This is a genomic window from Shewanella marisflavi (assembly GCF_002215585.1).
In the GTDB taxonomy this organism is placed as follows: Bacteria; Pseudomonadota; Gammaproteobacteria; order Enterobacterales; family Shewanellaceae; genus Shewanella; species Shewanella marisflavi.
Map to the genome: position 1 here is coordinate 2,825,214 of NZ_CP022272.1, position 17,134 is coordinate 2,842,347.

A 17,134-nucleotide genomic window follows, 5' to 3' on the forward strand; every position below is an offset into this window, starting at 1 on the left:
TCGCTATTTATTAGACTTTGTAGCTAGTTTATGTAGATACTGACCATAATCGTTTTTCAACATAGGCCTTGCAATTCGTAATAAATCTTGTTGATTTAACCAGCCCTGTTGAAATGCTATTTCTTCTAAACAGGCAACCTTTAAACCTTGTACATGCTCTAATGTTTGAACAAATGAAGCCGCCTCATGCAAACTTTCATGTGTTCCAGTGTCTAACCATGCAAAACCACGTCCTAAAAGCTCTACATTCAAAGAACCATCGTTAAGGTACATTTCATTGAGCGTGGTAATTTCTAATTCTCCGCGTTCAGAAGGTTTCACCTGTTTTGCCAATTCGACAACACGGTTATCGTAGAAATACAAACCTGTTACAGCGTAATCGGACTTTGGATTTTGTGGTTTTTCCTCTATAGAAATAGCGCGCATATCGTCATCAAACTCTACCACGCCAAAACGCTGTGGATCTTTCACCTGATATCCGAATACCGTCGCACCCTGCTCACGAGTAGCCGCATTTAGTAACATTTTAGTAAAAGATTGACCATAAAAAATATTGTCACCTAACACTAAACAGCAACTATCATCACCTATAAAATCTTCGCCAATAATAAAGGCTTGCGCTAAACCATCAGGGCTTTCTTGAATAGCATACTTAAGATTAATTCCGTAATCACTACCATCACCTAGCAGGCGTTTAAAGCTTTCATTATCCTCTGGCGTAGTAATGATTAAAATGTCCCGGATACCTGCCAACATCAGCGTTGATATAGGGTAATAAATCATTGGTTTGTCGTAAACGGGCAACAATTGCTTAGATACGCCCCTAGTCAAAGGATATAATCGAGTTCCTGAGCCACCGGCTAAAACAATCCCTTTCATTACTTATCCCCTTCCTGTGAGCTACTAATTACGCCTAAACGTTCTCTTTGATAAGAACCGTCTTGCACACGTTGACTCCAAACCTGATTATCAAGATACCACTGTACCGTTTTGCGAAGTCCTGTTTCAAAGGTCTCTTCAGGCAACCAGTTCAGCTCTTTACTCATTTTGCTAGAATCAATAGCATAGCGACGGTCATGACCTGGACGATCTGTCACATAAGTAATTTGTTCTGAGTAAGGAGCACCCTTAGGCATTAGCTCATCTAAAATGGCGCAGATAGTTTGTACTACTTCCAAATTTTGTTTTTCATTGTGACCACCAATGTTATAGGTTTCACCAATCACACCTTCAGTAACCACCTTGTATAACGCACGAGCATGATCTTCTACGTATAGCCAATCACGGATCTGGTCACCTTTGCCATAAACTGGCAAAGACTTGCCTTCTAATGCATTCAAAATCACTAGAGGGATCAGTTTTTCAGGGAAGTGGTAAGGACCATAATTATTGGAGCAATTGGTCACAATTGTTGGCAAACCATACGTGCGTAACCAAGCGCGAACAAGGTGATCACTAGATGCTTTAGATGCCGAATATGGACTACTAGGAGCATAAGGAGTTCTTTCAGTGAATAGGGGTAACTCGTCTGAATTTTGCACTTCATCGGGATGAGGTAAGTCACCATAAACCTCATCAGTAGAAATATGATGAAAACGAAAGGCTGTCTTTTTATCTGCAGATAGCTCGTTCCAATAAGCACGAGTCGCTTCAAGAAGGGTGTAAGTACCAACGATATTGGTTTGAATAAAGTCAGCTGGACCTGTAATTGAACGATCTACATGAGACTCAGCAGCTAGGTGCATAACAGCATCTGGCTTGTGTTCATCGAAGACTCTATCTAGTTCAGCGCGATCGCAAATATCAACTTGCTCAAAAGCGTATCTTTCATCTTTATCTATGCTTACGAGTGACTCAAGATTGCCAGCGTAAGTTAACTTGTCGACATTAATTGCGCTATCTTGTGTATTGTTGATAATATGGCGAATGACAGCAGAGCCGATGAATCCGGCTCCACCTGTGACTAGAATCTTCATTTTTTACTACCAAATTTGATGAGTTTAGCCATACTAAATGGCTATTTAGGAATGATAAATTTCACTTAAGGATCTCAGCTTTTCAAACACTGCTGAGACTATTTTTTTGAATTTGAGACAATCGAATCTTCGTTATCCCTTGAGGAGCCTAGGTTTTACGTTATTTCCGAAAACGGTCCCAATAGGCCCTTAAAATTTTTTGATCTAACTTTCTTTTCTTACAAAATGTCTTATAAGAACCAGCATTACAGCTAACATACCGCCTAGCATGGTACCTAGTACGCAAATCAGCGCACGTTTCGGCTTAGCCTTTTCTTCGGGTACTAATGCAGGATCTATTGTTTTAAATACATATTCGTCTCGTACTTCAGCAAACATGATGGTTTTGGCTTGCTCTTCGATTAGCTTGTATAAAATCGTGCGGATATCTGCTACGTTAGTTTGTGCAATTTGCTTGTTTAAAAAGTCACTGCTTCGAATAGCCTCTGCGACATCACGCTCTTTCATGACTTTATTGATATCTTCAACTAGCCAATTAACCCATTGCTGAGCTATCGCTGGCGACAAATGCTCAACAGATACGGTTACCATACCCGTGTCCTTTGCAGAATTGACGCTAACTATCTTACTAAACTCTTTATAGGCTTCCTGCATCGATGGTTCAGGCTTAAAAGGGGCTTTAACTTCTCTTACCCATTTTTGGGTTCCTGCATCATATAGCTCGTTATCATATACAATGCTGTTATCAGCCATATTCCACTTTTCAGCGGCCATCAAATCAGGCAACAGATTGTGCTTTTTAATAAAATCACTGGCAAATTGGCGTGATTTCATGACCTCAATGGCCATCTGAGTTTTATCAACACCACCACCGCTACCTAAGTTAATACCAGCCATACTCGCCAAGCCGCCAAACTGAGAAGCTAAAGCACTTAAGCCGCCGCCTTGCTCCTCACTGGCTGGGGCTAAAAGCGCTTCAGACTTGTAAATATTTGGCTGCATAATGGCAAAAATCACTGAGCCAATGGCAAATATGGCGGTTATCGCAATAATCAGCCATTTGCCTTGCCAGATAACGGAAAACAACTCTCGTAGGTCGATTTCATCATCTGCTTGTTGTACTTGGGCGCGCATATCGGAGAATTGGGCATCGCCGTAGTTTTTTATCTCGGTGGACATAGATTTTGTGTCTCTGAGTCTCATTATCCTAAAAAGAAACCAAGCACTTTAATGAGAGGCTCATCAAAGTGCTCATATATAAGGTTATAAATTGGCAATAGTCGCTAACGCAACGGCGCTGTTATAAATAATGCCTGTCACTTGCGTCCACAGTGTCAGGTTATCTTTATACTCTGTGTCTAATGGCACAATAATGGTGTCACCGGGATTAAGCTCTGTCTTATTGCTAAACCACATAGAACGATTAGGGAGCAGTACAGACCCATTAGCCTTAACGATATAAGTTCTATCTTCATCGGCACGTTCTCTGGCGCCACCAGACATTTCAAGGTATTGCTCTAACGTTAGACCTTCCTTAAACCTGTGGGTAGCAGCGTGTTGCACTTCGCCCATTACGGCAATCGTCTGCTTCACTGACGGCACATAAAGAATATCTTGATCTTCAAGTTGAAGATCTGCCTGTTCAATACCAATTGATATGGCGGATAAATCAACAACTAAACGCCCTACTGCTTTGATGTTTTCAAGGTCATCTAGCATCATCTTAGCATCGCTATAGTTCACCACTGATCCATCTTTGGATACTCCGCGGGTCGCTATATCACGTCTAAGTTGATCGGCTAACTTTTTAATTTCTAACTGCTCTTGCTGACGCACTGACTCACGTACAAACACAGAAGAAGGCAAATAGGCATACTGGGTAAAGCCACCCGCACGATCGATAACATCGGCTAGCGTCTCACCTCGGCGAATACTATAAACACCAGGGAATTTAACTTCACCGCGAATTTCTACCGCTTTACTTTCCTGCCAATCAGGCGTTGTCATCACTGTAAGGATATCTCTCGGACTAAGAAGCACGTTGGCATCAGCACTTTCAGCTAAAGCTTCATCCAAATTGATACTCGAATGGCTAACAGTAGACTCCTCATTACCTAATACAGTCGAGGTTAACTCTGCTCGAGCAGTATAGGCACCTTCTACCAGTCCGCCGGCTGCAGCAACTAAGTCCTTAACCTTGGCGCCTTGCGTAAGCGGATACACACCTGGATGACGCACTTTGCCGCTTATCGCAACAACTTGCGTGCCGTTATCTGAATTTCCTTGTGAGGCCAACTGAGCAACAACCGGATACAAGAGTTCACTGCGGTTCATAACGCCACTGAGCTTAATAAGCTCCTTGTCGTCGAACAAGTTGGCCAACATCTTACTAACTTCACCTTTGATTAATTGCTCTTTATCATCGGGTGCTTCTTTAGCAATCACCACGCCACCAAGTTGGCTACGCTTTGATAACTGCATCTTGTCTAACTGAGAAAATCCCGCTTTAAACAGATCGTTACCCACCAGGCTGTCACCGGTGAGAGAGGTGACCTTTTTAACTCTCTGCTTTACTAACTTATTTAACTCATAACGGTTTTGGGTGTCATCGCTATAGTTAAATAGCATGATCTTATCACGAGGCGCTAATCGCAAATCTTGAGTTACGTCTTTCTCAGCAATAGCGCGACTTGGCGAAAACTGTAATACCTTAACCTTGCCGTAGCGATTGACCTCTCGCACGATAATGGCGTAGTTAAGATCGGCCGACATTGAAAGATCACCCCAAAGAGACGGCAAAAGATCACTGATTTTTTGGCCGTCAAACCATTGGTACTTTCCAGGACGAACTACGGCGCCAACAACGGTAATAGCTTCTTCAAACTGACCCGAGGCGTTTTTAACGCGAATGAAATCGCCAGCCTGCGCCTTAGTTGATTTTCCTTTTGAGGAAGTCAGGTCAACATTGACTATGCTACGAAGACCATTGCTATTGTAACGCTCAATGCTGCTGCTCTTTGGATAGGCACCGGGTTTTACGCCCGCTGCCATAGCGACAATATCGGCAACCGTTTCATTGCGTTTTAACTCATAAATGGCTGGGCGGCGCACTTCACCAGTAATGCTAACCAATCCACCTACTGGAGGAACAAACACAACATCGCCAGAACGCAGACGAATATCGCCCGACGCATCACCGCGCATTAAGAGATCATAAAGATCCATGCTGCCAACTAACTGACCGTTGCGCTTGACCTGAATGTTACGTAGTGAACCGATTTCATTTACGCCACCAGCAACAAATAATGCTTGAGTAATAGTAGACAAGCTAGAAACGGTATAAGAACCAGGCTTGTACGCATCACCGGCAATAAAGATACGAATAGAACGCAGCTCACCCATAGTGATATTTGACTCGATACCAATCATCTGCTGCGAAATGCGATAACTGAGTGTCTCTCTTAGCTCAGCAAAGCTTAAACCGGCAACTGAAATAGGCCCCAGCTCAGGAAATTGAATAACCCCTTCACGATTAATGACTAGGTCATACTCTTTATTCTCTTTACCAAAAAGCTGCACCTTAATGCCGTCACCTGGACCCACTAGGTACTCACTAGGCACAGGGACATCGGAAACTGGCGCAAAGGTGGTGGGTTCACCTTGAAAAAGCTCATAACCGAAGCGCTTTAACTCACTTTTCTGTTGATCTTGTGAAAAGTTAAATTCACTCTCTGCCTCAGCAGAGTGGTCAACCACGTCATTAGTCGCTCGAGGCTGCACTACTTGAGGGTTATCAAGCTTCTGCTGCGAAGCGTTAGCTCCTCCAAGAATAGAGGGATCAATGCCGTACTGACGTGCTAATCGTTGCTGCTCAGAAGCAGGCAGATTTTTAAACTGCTCTATCATTTGCGGCGAAGGAGTGATCGCCTGCGCCTGCGTCCCCATCAAAAATAGGGCTGCAACCGCCGTTATTATGATTTTTTTGGTTCGTTGTAACACCGATAATCTCCGTTGATAAAGGCAAGGTTTAAATGTTGATTCGAGTTTTAAATTTTTAATCTGTAAGTATGAAGAGTTAAGTTTTAAGGCTCAGAGCTCAATTCAAGAATTCAAGGCAACGCTGGCGATCAGTCAATGTGCCAGCCCCATACTTCCAAGCAGTTGCTTTAAGGCACGCTACCGATTATTCCGTATGTCCATATACTCCACCCAGCAGGCTTGCTAAAGCAATTTAGAAGTGTTCCTGACACTTCTATTGCGTGGCGGCGACCTGACTTAGTACATCCTATATTTCGCTCTTCGAGCCAGCTAAAGCTGTTAATGATTGTTCCCGACAATCATTTTCGGCTATCGCTTAACGAATACTCTCTCAAAATGCTAAGTGTTCATTCGATGCCCTGCGGGCACGCTACCGACCCGCGTGGCGGTCGACCTGACTCTGTACATCCTGTACTTCGCTCTTCGAGCCAGCTAAAGCTGTTAATGATTGTTCCCGACAATCATTTTCGGCTTCACTAAAAGACAGAAACTGTTCTGTCTTTTGCCTTTCAGGCACGCTACCGCCCATAGGTTGCGGCTCCCAACATGCCCTTCGCTCTCGCGAAACATCAGATTTTAACTTCGTCTTGTCTAAAACACTTTGATTAAGATGCCCAGAAAGCTGACATACTAATCAAAGTATTTTGTACTACCTTGTAGCAAAGCGACTCATTGTAATAGAACGATGAGACAAATACTGCTTATATATGCACCAGTCGACGCTAAAAAGTGATTGCGACGAATGTATCAATACAAAAGCTGTACAACATTTCCACTCAGTCCTACTCTTACGTTACTTTTCAGAGCAAGATGTCAACAAATCCCACAAATAAAAATGCATTTTGCATAGCCTTATGGCAGATCTCTTACAAACATTAGCGTCAACAACCTACTTCTTAGTGCTAAATGAAGCTTCATTTGCCTAAATCGGATCAAATCCCCTTAATACTGGCTCTGGGTACTGACACCCTTTTTTGTTGGCCCATGATTTCAAACAAAATATGACAACGCTTATCGCCGTTCTGCTCCTCGAAAATCCCTTCCAGATCTACAAACGGTCCTTCGACAAACTTCACCTTGTCACCAACAGCTAACTTAGGTTCAGCATTTTCATCAAGCAGATCATCACTGGGCAGTTGTAAGGCGTTAAGCATCTTAGCCTCACGCATCTTAATCGAATGAATGATGGCATCGTCGATCGCTGTCATCTCTTCTCGGCAGCCAATGATGCGCGAAACACCACGGGTAGAGTGAATTTTGCTCACGCTAATCTCAAGTGGATCAAAATAGATAAACAGGTAACAGGGAAATAGGGGCAAACGCTTAACGCTGGTTTTGCCGGCCTTGGTGATCTGTTGGGGAAGCGTAGGTAAGTAAGTCTCTATCTGTTGCATTGCAAGATTTTGCTGCGCACGGGTTTCACCGCGAGGTTTGCAATATACAAGATACCAAGACTTCATAATTTCCTTAAGGACCTAGTTTTATCGTTAGCTAAAAGGTTAGTTTCCGCTGTGGCAGGATCCACAGTGGTCTTACTTTACACTCTGAGAGTGTTTTGCAAGACGCATCAGATTAACGCGTAATGCAAAGATAACGAGATAATTCAGGTGACATCCAATTCACGGCCGAAATCATAGCAAATACTCTAGTGCAAAGAAAAGAGCAAATACACTCTTTTTGGTGTACCCATTTTGTAATCAGTTCAAGATGCAAATTTTCACTAGAGACTGATATAGATTTAAGCAGGCTGGCTTTCAACGAGTAGTAATTCCAGTGGCGATTTGTTAGTCACTTAGGCCAGCTAAATTGACTTTTAGGCGATTAAAAGGGTATATAAGGTGGGCTTGATAAAATTTAATACGCTAAATATTAAAAAATAATAAATTCTCGCAACACATATAGAACGCTGTTAATCATATTGACCAACATTATCATATGGTTAAGCCAAGTCAGGCAGTTCTATCTATAAAGCGATGAATATTAGCAACAACCATTTTTCTACATAGTTTTTGTTATGTAGGCAATCACAAGCTGAAGGTGGAAGACTTACATGAGCGCAGCAAAACCCCAAGGTACGATGCTCGGGCATCCTAAGGGACTGTTCCTGTTATTTACAACAGAGTTATGGGAACGTTTCAGTTACTATGCGATGCGAGCCATTTTGGTACTTTATCTCGTCGACGCAGTACAATCCCAAGGGGGCCATGGTCTAGGTTGGACCCAGGCCGACGCCCTTAACCTCTACGGAACATTCACAGGTCTTGTTTATTTAACCCCTCTCATCGGTGGCTGGCTAGCCGATGCTTTCCTCGGTCAACGTAAAGCCATCATAATTGGTGGTGCGCTTATGGCCGCTGGTCAATTTATCCTAGGTACGCCCCATGCTTGGGTGCAGGGCATGGAAACCGAAGTCTTTTATGTAGGTTTAGGTGTGCTTATCTTAGGTAACGGCCTATTCAAGCCAAACATTTCTACCATGGTAGGTGACCTGTATGAAGAAGGCGATCATCGCCGTGACGGTGCATTCACCATCTTCTACATGGGTATCAACGTAGGTGCTTTCCTATCGGGTATCATAGTGGGTTCAGTCGTAGCCTACTTCGATGGTAACTTCCAAGCAGGTTTCATCTGTGCCGGTATCGGTATGGTCATCTCGCTAATTATTCAGTTCATGTTTGCACAAAAGCTACTTGGCGATATCGGTCGTACGCCGGCAGCCCAGCTTGAAAAGCAAAGAGCGGCAGAAAAAGGTGAAATCCGTAAAGAGCCACTAACTAAAGTTGAGCGTGATCGCATCAAGGTGATCATGATAATGGGTCTTTTCACCATCATCTTCTGGGCGGGCTTTGAGCAGGCCGGCGGCCTGATGAACCTATTCACCAACGACTTCACCAACCGTATGATAGGCGGCTGGGAAGTGCCAACCACTTGGTTCCAATCTTTGAACGCCATGTTCATCGTGATCTTCGCCCCAGTCGTGGCCTCTATTTGGGTACGTTTAGGCGCTAGAGAGCCAAACTCTCCGGTTAAGTTCGCCTTAGGTCTGGTATTACTGGGCATTGGCTTCCTATTCATGATCGGTGCAGTACTTGAAATGGGTGGCGACGCCAATGCTAAATCAAGCATGTGGTGGTTGGTTGGTGCTTATTTCTTCCACACCATGGGTGAGCTATGTCTGTCTCCTATCGGTCTGTCTATGGTGACCAAGCTGGCTCCACTTCGCATTGCATCACTTATGATGGGTGCTTGGTTCCTGTTTGTTGCCGCAGCTAACAAGATTGGCGGCATCATCGGTTCTTTCATCGGCCATGGCGGCGCGAAAGAAGAGCAGCTAGCTAACGCTATGTCTATCTTCGCAGGTATCGCGGTAACTGCTGCGCTATCAGGTATCATCCTTTACTTCATGGCTGACAAGCTGGTTGACTGGATGCACGGTGCTGAAGATAGCCATCATCACACCGAAGAAGAAGCATTAGAAGAAGAGATCGCTGTGACTGCTGAACATGAAGCAATTAAGCGATAAGTAGCCATAATTAGTCCTCAATGTGTTAACACATTTTAGAACGAGACAACGTTACTAAAAAAGCTTGGCAATGATTTGCCAGGCTTTTTTATTTTTGAATTTCGAATCACAAGCTTGATACTTTCAGCCCATTGCTTAACCGGCTATTCGTGATTAGTGAAGACGACTAAAAGCTCATCTGAATATAACCACCGGCGGCTACCTCAGGACTGTAGCTCAAACCAACAAACTCATTATTCAATAACATGTCTCTATGCTCAGCGATACTGGAAATCACACACAGGCTCTCTCCCGGCATTAAATTACGAAACTGCGTACTGGGTTGGCCCCACTCTAAAATCCCCAGTTGCAGCGCATCAGGTAATGCCAGAGGCATTAAGCCTTCCTCGTTACGGATATAGCACCTCAGTCCCTTACCTGCCTGAGCAATAGATGCTCGATAGTGCGTCAGTTCAACCACGGCGTAGACGATATCCACATAGATATCTAAACCCGACTTACTCATCCGCTCGTTGAGATAACTGAGCATGTTAAAAGGCTCAATGATGGTCTCTGTTTCACCACTGCGAAAACGTTTTAGTTTCTGGTTGACGAAGCTCTTCAGTAGCACGCTGGCAAAGGCGCAGCGGTTGTCCTGAGGATGAAAATGAGCCATATACATGATCAAATACTGTTCGCCTACGTTGACGCTATCAATAAAATAGGCACTCACTTCATCATGCTTGAACAAGCTGTAATCTATTTTAGCCTTGGGGTAATCAATCACCGATGGGGGGAAAAGCTGTTGTTGAACACTCCTGGCAGCCTCGGCATTTTGCTCAAGAAGGCTCAAGTGCTCCTCTAACTCTTGATAGGATAATTCATCGAACTCTTCAAGCTGCACATCTTGTTGGCTCGAGCCACCCACACACTGGCGGATAGCGTTTTCGATAAGACAAAGATCGTTGACTGGCTTTACCAAATAGTCACTGGCACCGACTCGCAGCGCCTCAACGACATCGGCCATCACCTGGTTGCCTGAAATCACAATAGAAAGGGTATCCGGTTTACGCTTGATCATCTGTTTGAGCATATCTAAACCACCCAGAATAGGCATACTTAAATCGGCGAGGACAATGTCGAAATCCTGCTGGCTAAACTTTTCTAACCCTTGCTGACCATCATCGGCCTCCACCACGGTTGCGCCGCGATTCACCAGAAAGGCAGCCACAATGCTCCGAAATACCGGATCGTCTTCCACCAACAAAATCACTAGATCTTCTAACGCCATTAAGCTTCCCCGGGCTTGCACTCTGGCTAAGCCGAAAAATCTAGTACATCCCTATACGCCTAGATAAGCAACATCTTATCACTTATTTACTCGCCTAATATAAAACAATGGGTTATGCGAAACACTGATGTTAATCAAGCTCAGTCATATACTCGTCGAGCAATTCATCGTCATCTGTCGATTCAGGTATATCGCCGTCATACACTTTATAGTCAAGATGCTGAAAATACGCTTCCTTAACAAAAGTGTAGGGGTCAAGTGCATTATCGACAAGTCTTTCTTGGTCAATCGCTGAAGCACGATTATGCAGGTTCTTTAACCCCCACTTGGCTAGCGATTGCCACAGGGTTAACTCAGACAAGGGGAAATAGAGACCATCTACCCAATCCGAGGCGATCTCTCGGGTAACGTAAGGCCCTAAAAACGGCGCCATAAAATAGGGACCATTGGGCACGCCGTAATAACCTAACACCTCGTTAAAAGCATCCTGTTTGCGCGGCAGGCCCATCATGTCGGCGACATCGATCACTCCCAGCAAACCTATGGTGGTGTTAATGGTAAATCGTCCACCGGCATTTGCAGCCCAACCCCACTTGCCTTGTAGGGCGTTATTCACCATTGAGCTAGGCTCTTCGAAGTTGAGCACAAAATTATTAACACCCGTTTTTACCGGCCTAGGTAGAATATCGTTATAACCATGAGCCACTGGGCGGTAAAAGTACCTATCCAGATAGAGATAGTTAAAATCCCACATGGCGCGGTTAAAACCTTCCCAGGGATCTCGCTCATCATTGTAGATAATCTTTACATCTGCTGTAGTGCCGTCCGTTGCACCCTCGCTGTTTGTCTCTGCCTGGGCCATCGCCAGGGGACCAACCAATAGCAGACTCAACGCAATCCATTTACACTTCATATAAATTAGTTTCCTAATTAGTATTGATCACGGCTAAAGTCCCAACCCTAGGTTGACGATAAAGTATCAATACTAGACTACACAGTTTGGTTTTCCTTTTCAGTTCGCTAAGGATACTCAGCTATAACTGTAGGTCAAATTGAAATTTGTAATAAGACATTCACAGCGCATCAATTTTGAGGTAACGCTTGACTCATAATCGTATCGATTTACCCACAGCCAATGGTCTAGCAGCCAAAGCCTCGCCTGTGCCTGCTGCTAAGGTGGAAGCGCAAAATATCCCCGTTGAAATATTGCCCTCCCCCGCTGGCGATAGACTCAGGCTCAATGGTCGTGAACTGCTCATCACCTATATCGATGCTAAAGACCAACAGCGACTTAGCCAAGATGCCATTCGTCTTACAGTATTGACCCAATTAAGCGCCGCCGCGAATTCAACCAGCCAATTTAGTGGACAAGTCATGGCCTTAGGTGAGCCACAGACCATGACAATCCCCAAGGGATTACTCGCCTACATTCATGGTAATCAAATAAGCCTGGAGCAACTCACCGCATTCGCTTCCCGCCCTCAGGGATATCCGTTAGGAGAGGTGCAGGTATCGGCAAATAACCTCTATTTTAATGAGTCACAACTCGTCAGGTTAATGGGCGCGCAATTACCCGCAGGCCAGTACATAGCCAAAATAGAGCTGCACCAAGGTCAGTTAGCCCTAACACTTACACCAAAACTTGCTCAGGCTAATCTGCAGCTTTCAGCTACATCGGCTCTCGTGACTAACACAGCCACGGCAACCAGTGCTCAGGCGATTGAATCGCTGCTGACCCAAACCCTGGTGAGCAAACCTGAGTTAGCAAGTGCTTACCAGGTGCTTACCCAAAAGTTATCTGGGCAAGCCTTAGGCCGGGAGATGTATCAAGCACTAGCGCGAGAGCTGAGCTCAATCAAAACAACGACCGCGCTGCAACCGCCAGCTGTGGAGTCGGTTAAACAAGGTGTGCAGCAGAGTCTCCCCCCACTTGTTGAAAAGCCGCTAATAAACAAACAGCCAGATAGCTCCCCTCAAACCCTTGGGCCTGCTAGCAATCAAGCACCAAGCAAGAGAGATATTTTGGGATTAACCGCGCTAGCCAAAATGCCCATCAACGGCCCTGATAGTGCTTTGCGGTTAAGCGAGACTCGCATTAATACTCTGGCATTAGCAAACGTCAGCGAGCTCCGTCAAAGCTTGCTCTTTAAACAGATAGCAAGCATGCAAACCGGTATCAAACTGCAAACCGATTTAACCAGCCAGCAAGGCGCTGGCATGAAAGCAAACTTAGGCCAAAATGCCAATTTGACCTCACAGCAAGCAGTAGGCATAAAACAGAGCCAAGCGGATATGTCCCTTAACCAACTGGGACTTAATGACAAAGGTCTTAATGATAGAGGACTTAATCATAGAGGCCTTAACCTGGCACTCGGGCAGTTGGCCGATAAGGCGCTAGTCGCCCAAAAAGCGATGGGCGGAAAACTTTCGCTACTCAATTTAATGCAGCAAATGCTACCGCTAGCCTTTCCCCGCCCTCTCAGCCAGTTAGCAAGTCCTAGCTTTTTAAAACAGGAACTTGTCGATAGCCTTGCGGGCATCACCAATGGCGCCGCGCCCGTCTCCTCGCTATCCAGTATTAGTAGTCATGCGGGCACCATAGGGGTGCTGTTTCAATTACTCCTGGGCAGGCAGGTACAAACAAATACGTCTGCAAAGACGCCAGCAAGTTTACAGGGACTACAAAAGCTTGCCTCGGGTAGCCAACTGCTCGGCATACTGGAAAAGGCCGGGGGCTTAGAGTTAATGGGGAAATTGCTCTCAAACTTCTCTTTATACCAGCAGGCAAGTAGCGATACACCTCAGTCGACTAACTGGTACTTCACCCTCCCCTACATGATAGAGCACAGGCATGAGGAGCTAGAGGGGCATTTTGAGCAAGAACAGCAAGACAAAGACACTCAAACTCGTTGGCGGCTGCAGCTCAAGTTTAACCTGTCAGACGCTAGCCTATTGATCAATGCCGAGGTGAAGCAAGGTAGGCTGAATTTAGGGTTTACCTCAGAGAGTCAGACCCTACTTGATAGCATAGGGAAAAGGCTTACCGCCCTGGAACAGAAGATCATCGCCATCGGCTTAACACCAGAGCATATTCACACAAAGGCCTCTCAGGTCCCGGCGTCACTGCTCCCAGGCGATCACTATTTGGTTAAAGTAAAGGCTTAATGATGACGATATCAGACAAGGACCATAGATCCACACAGGCTGTCGCCTTACAGTATGACGGTAAAACGGCGCCACAGATCACCGCAAAAGGCGAAGACCTAGTTGCCGAAGAGATCATCGCCATCGCCAAAGAGGCGGGGATCTATATTCATCAGGATGCTAACTTGAGTAACTTTTTACAGAAACTCGAGATTGGCGAAGAGATCCCCAAGGAGTTATATCTGCTCATTGCAGAGCTCATCGCCTTCGTTTATATGCTCGATGGGAAATTCCCCGAGCGGTGGGATAACATGCATAAACGTATCATGCAGGAGGTATAATCAAGCCAAGATAGGCTTTAACGCCCCTTGCCATGCAGTCTGAGCAATAACTCTGCCTCGGCTTTTGGCAGTTCACACTCTTTAACTAACTCATCGATATCGGCCCCCAACTCCACCATCTTCATGGCGCGGGTATAGAGCCTGGCTTGAGGCTCATCGGCAACCGACTCGTCGATGCGAGCCTCTTGTTTCGTCACCCGCTTCTCAAGCTCAAGCATGCGACGCCCCACCCCTATGGTGCCTGATCTTAGTTCCTGTAACTCTTGTTTAACAGCCTCGCGCTGGCGATCATTTTCTTTTACCAGCAAGGTTAAGGCGTCAATCTTCGCCCTGAGCTTATTGGTCTGTTTCTGCTGATACAACACCAAACCAAGACAAGCAACCACATACAGTAATGCCGCAATTAAGATCTCATCACCTATCATAGATGCGCTACTCCGATATCCTTTGAGCCAAAGGTCGCTATAAGCAATATTTTACTTTCACCATTAAAAAAGCCATCGAATCCAGCGACGGCTTTTTTACAACTTAACAGTAGATAGTTTAAAGCTGCGCCAGTTCCATCCACTCTTCATCTGAGAGTAACTTATCAAGATCCACCAAAATGAGCAGCTCATTGTCACGGTTGCTGACGCCTTGGATAAACTTGGCACTCTCTTCGGTACCCACGTTCGGCGCATTATCAATCTCAGAACCACGCAGATAAACCACCTCTGCCACACTGTCGACCAAGATACCGATCACTTGCTTTTCAGCCTCAATGATCACAATACGGGTAGAGTCATCCACTTCGGCAGAAGGTAGACCAAAGCGTGAACGGGTATCAATCACAGTCACCACATTACCGCGAAGGTTGATGATACCCAATACATAGTGAGGAGCCCCTGGTACAGGCGCTATTTCAGTGTAACGTAACACCTCTTGCACCTGCATGACATTGATGCCATAGGTTTCGTTATCTAAACGAAAAGTGACCCACTGTAACACTTCATCATCTTTACCTGCGGCAACTGCCGCGACGTTTTTTGCATCTGCCATATAAACCTCAGCCAATAGAGTCCTGACTACCTAAACCCAAATTTAACAACTCAATCAATGCCTGCACATGTAATATGCCGCACATCTGTTCTTTTACGACGCCGGCCAGCCAAGGGCGTTTGCCCGCTTTGGTGCGCCAATTTACTTCTGACTTTAAAATTTTTACCGAATTAACCAAGGACTCACAGGCCAGTCCCCAATTGCTGTCCTCTAAGAGTACAATATATTGGTAATCAACAGATTGCGCCAGTTTATCGTCATATTTTTCCGGCATCACCCAAGCGCCGGAATCGACCACATTAAGTTGTGAATCCCTATGGGTCTGCACCCCAAGATACCAAGCAGGTCGCCCCATAATATGGTTAATGCGCTCCACCTTCACTATGCCGCCCAAGCTCACTAAGGGAACCGCCAGAGTCAGTCCGGCGACCTTGAAAAACAGCACCTGGAACTCATCATCCAACTGCTCAACCAACTGCTCAGTCACACCGGGCGGTGTCGCCCCAACTTGTGTCTGTGGCGCCTTGGTTAAATCAAGTTCTTCGACTGTCTTATCCTTTAGCTTAATATTAGCCGAAGTTTCTAATTTTTCTTCTATTTTTGCCTTTACTTGCGTCGATGTAACTGTGCTAGTTTCGGTTTTAACTTGAGTCGGTTTAGCCGTTGTTGATTTGATATGAGTCGATTTGACATGAGTTGCAGCCTTTAGCTGTTCAAGCGCGGCCGTCTCTGTCTGTACTTGAGTCTCTGTCTTAGCATCGGCCTCGGCAACCGGGGCAAGGAGCTGCTCAAGAGCTCGCTTATTTAACGACGTCGTAGCGGGTAATGCCTGGGTATTGACCGGACGCGCCTCTGCCTGACGAGATTGCGGCTGCAATTTTACTTGTGGCTCACTCTTTGGTTGTTGAACCGGTGGTGCCGCTTTTAGCTCATCTTCAGGACCTTCTGATAAAAGAAGCGCAAAATAATCAAAAACCGCCTCATCAGCCGAGTTTGACATGGGCAAACTCCTTACTCAGCAGATGATCGAGTAACCTCTCATAGGCTTTTACACCGCGAGTGTGACTGGCGTAATGGGAGGCCGGAAGATGCGCCAAGCTGGCATCACGAAACTTAGTATCGACGGGAATAACATCGGGCCAGAGAACGTCACCGTAGTCCTCGCCAAGTTGTTGCAAAGCCGCCGGAGAGGCCTTGGTGCGTCGATCGTACATGGTTGGAATAATGGTGTAGCTGTAAGTGGTATTCTTTGATCGTCCCATCAGGGTCATGGTTTTAACCATGCGATCTAGCCCCTTAATCGCCAAAAACTCTGTCTGCACCGGAATAATGATATGCTCGCTGGCTGCCAAAGCATTGACCATTAAGACCCCCAGCACGGGTGGGCAATCGATTAACGCGACATCATATTGGTCGGCAACCAGATTAAGTAGCCGCTTGAGGATCAGCCCCATCCCTTCTTGATGACCTAAAGAACGGTCGAGTGTGGCGAGCGCCATGGTTGCAGGCAACAGATGGATACCTTCAACCTTAGTTGGCACTATATGCTCAAGCACCAGCTCTCGGGTCAGGCTCTTGTGTTTTAAAAAGAGATCATAGAGTGACGCTGGTACCTCTTCCGAATCTATGCCGAGGTAATATCCAAGGGAAGCATGGGGATCTGTGTCTATCATCAAGACACGTTTGCCCCGCTTAGCCAAAGCGCCAGCCAGACTCGCCACTGTGGTCGTCTTACCAACGCCCCCTTTTTGATTTGCAATGGTCCAGATCTTCAAGAAAAACCCCTTAAATCCGCAAGCTTATC

The 17,134-nt window shown here is 45.6% G+C and carries 14 protein-coding genes; 3 read left to right on the plus strand and 11 right to left on the minus strand.

Going from position 1 to position 17,134, the window contains the following annotated elements; all coding sequences use genetic code 11:
- Positions 1-3: 3 nt before the first annotated feature.
- The 5 genes from rfbA to rfaH form a co-directional block, all read right to left on the minus strand.
- On the minus strand, positions 4-879 hold the full coding sequence (gene rfbA, locus CFF01_RS12495; RefSeq protein ID WP_088905013.1) for a glucose-1-phosphate thymidylyltransferase RfbA: 876 nt from the start codon (positions 877-879) through the stop codon (positions 4-6).
- The gene (gene rfbB / locus CFF01_RS12500; RefSeq protein ID WP_088905014.1) at positions 879-1,976 is read right to left on the minus strand and encodes a dTDP-glucose 4,6-dehydratase; all 1,098 of its coding nucleotides are present in this window, start codon (positions 1,974-1,976) and stop codon (positions 879-881) included. The genes rfbA and rfbB overlap by 1 nt, the downstream gene beginning before the upstream one ends.
- A 204-nt stretch (positions 1,977-2,180) precedes the next feature.
- Positions 2,181-3,155 carry a Wzz/FepE/Etk N-terminal domain-containing protein gene (locus tag CFF01_RS12505; protein WP_088905015.1) on the minus strand — a complete coding sequence of 325 codons (975 nt, stop codon included), beginning with the start codon at positions 3,153-3,155 and terminating at the stop codon, positions 2,181-2,183.
- An 84-nt stretch (positions 3,156-3,239) separates the two neighbouring features.
- Entirely contained in the window at positions 3,240-5,975 is a 2,736-nt protein-coding gene (locus tag CFF01_RS12510; protein WP_088905016.1) for an SLBB domain-containing protein, read from the minus strand.
- Between the two features lie 971 nt (positions 5,976-6,946).
- Positions 6,947-7,474, minus strand: coding sequence for a transcription/translation regulatory transformer protein RfaH (gene rfaH, locus CFF01_RS12515; protein WP_088905017.1), 528 nt, complete (start codon positions 7,472-7,474; stop codon positions 6,947-6,949).
- A gap of 590 nt (positions 7,475-8,064) precedes the next feature.
- Here rfaH and CFF01_RS12520 point away from each other — a divergent pair.
- On the plus strand, positions 8,065-9,537 hold the full coding sequence (locus tag CFF01_RS12520) for a peptide MFS transporter (protein WP_088905018.1): 1,473 nt from the start codon (positions 8,065-8,067) through the stop codon (positions 9,535-9,537).
- A gap of 166 nt (positions 9,538-9,703) precedes the next feature.
- On the opposite strand, the gene CFF01_RS12525 is transcribed toward CFF01_RS12520, so the two are convergent.
- Entirely contained in the window at positions 9,704-10,807 is a 1,104-nt protein-coding gene (locus CFF01_RS12525; protein WP_088905019.1) for a response regulator, read from the minus strand.
- Between the two features lie 130 nt (positions 10,808-10,937).
- On the minus strand, positions 10,938-11,669 hold the full coding sequence (locus tag CFF01_RS12530) for an MlaA family lipoprotein (protein ID WP_408640519.1): 732 nt from the start codon (positions 11,667-11,669) through the stop codon (positions 10,938-10,940).
- A gap of 239 nt (positions 11,670-11,908) precedes the next feature.
- Between CFF01_RS12530 and CFF01_RS12535 the strand changes: the two genes are divergently transcribed.
- Together CFF01_RS12535 and CFF01_RS12540 are read left to right on the plus strand one after the other, a co-directional pair.
- Positions 11,909-13,972 carry a hypothetical protein gene (locus CFF01_RS12535; RefSeq protein ID WP_088905021.1) on the plus strand — a complete coding sequence of 688 codons (2,064 nt, stop codon included), beginning with the start codon at positions 11,909-11,911 and terminating at the stop codon, positions 13,970-13,972.
- Positions 13,972-14,292: an EscU/YscU/HrcU family type III secretion system export apparatus switch protein gene (locus CFF01_RS12540; protein WP_232479436.1), complete on the plus strand. Its 321-nt coding sequence runs from the start codon at positions 13,972-13,974 to the stop codon at positions 14,290-14,292. Before CFF01_RS12535 ends, CFF01_RS12540 begins: the two co-directional genes overlap by 1 nt.
- 17 nt (positions 14,293-14,309) lie before the next feature.
- Here CFF01_RS12540 and CFF01_RS12545 read toward each other — a convergent pair whose 3' ends face one another.
- The 4 genes from CFF01_RS12545 to CFF01_RS12560 form a co-directional block, all read right to left on the minus strand.
- A complete protein-coding gene (locus tag CFF01_RS12545; RefSeq protein ID WP_181404219.1) occupies positions 14,310-14,714 on the minus strand; it encodes a DUF2802 domain-containing protein in 405 nt (134 codons plus the stop codon).
- Between the two features lie 121 nt (positions 14,715-14,835).
- On the minus strand, positions 14,836-15,330 hold the full coding sequence (locus CFF01_RS12550) for a chemotaxis protein CheW (RefSeq protein ID WP_011865192.1): 495 nt from the start codon (positions 15,328-15,330) through the stop codon (positions 14,836-14,838).
- A 7-nt stretch (positions 15,331-15,337) separates the two neighbouring features.
- Complete coding sequence (locus tag CFF01_RS12555) at positions 15,338-16,330, minus strand: chemotaxis protein CheW (protein WP_088905023.1); 993 nt, start codon at positions 16,328-16,330, stop codon at positions 15,338-15,340.
- The gene (locus tag CFF01_RS12560) at positions 16,314-17,105 is read right to left on the minus strand and encodes a ParA family protein (protein WP_088905024.1); all 792 of its coding nucleotides are present in this window, start codon (positions 17,103-17,105) and stop codon (positions 16,314-16,316) included. Before CFF01_RS12560 ends, CFF01_RS12555 begins: the two co-directional genes overlap by 17 nt.
- Between the last annotated feature and the right edge of the window lie 29 nt (positions 17,106-17,134).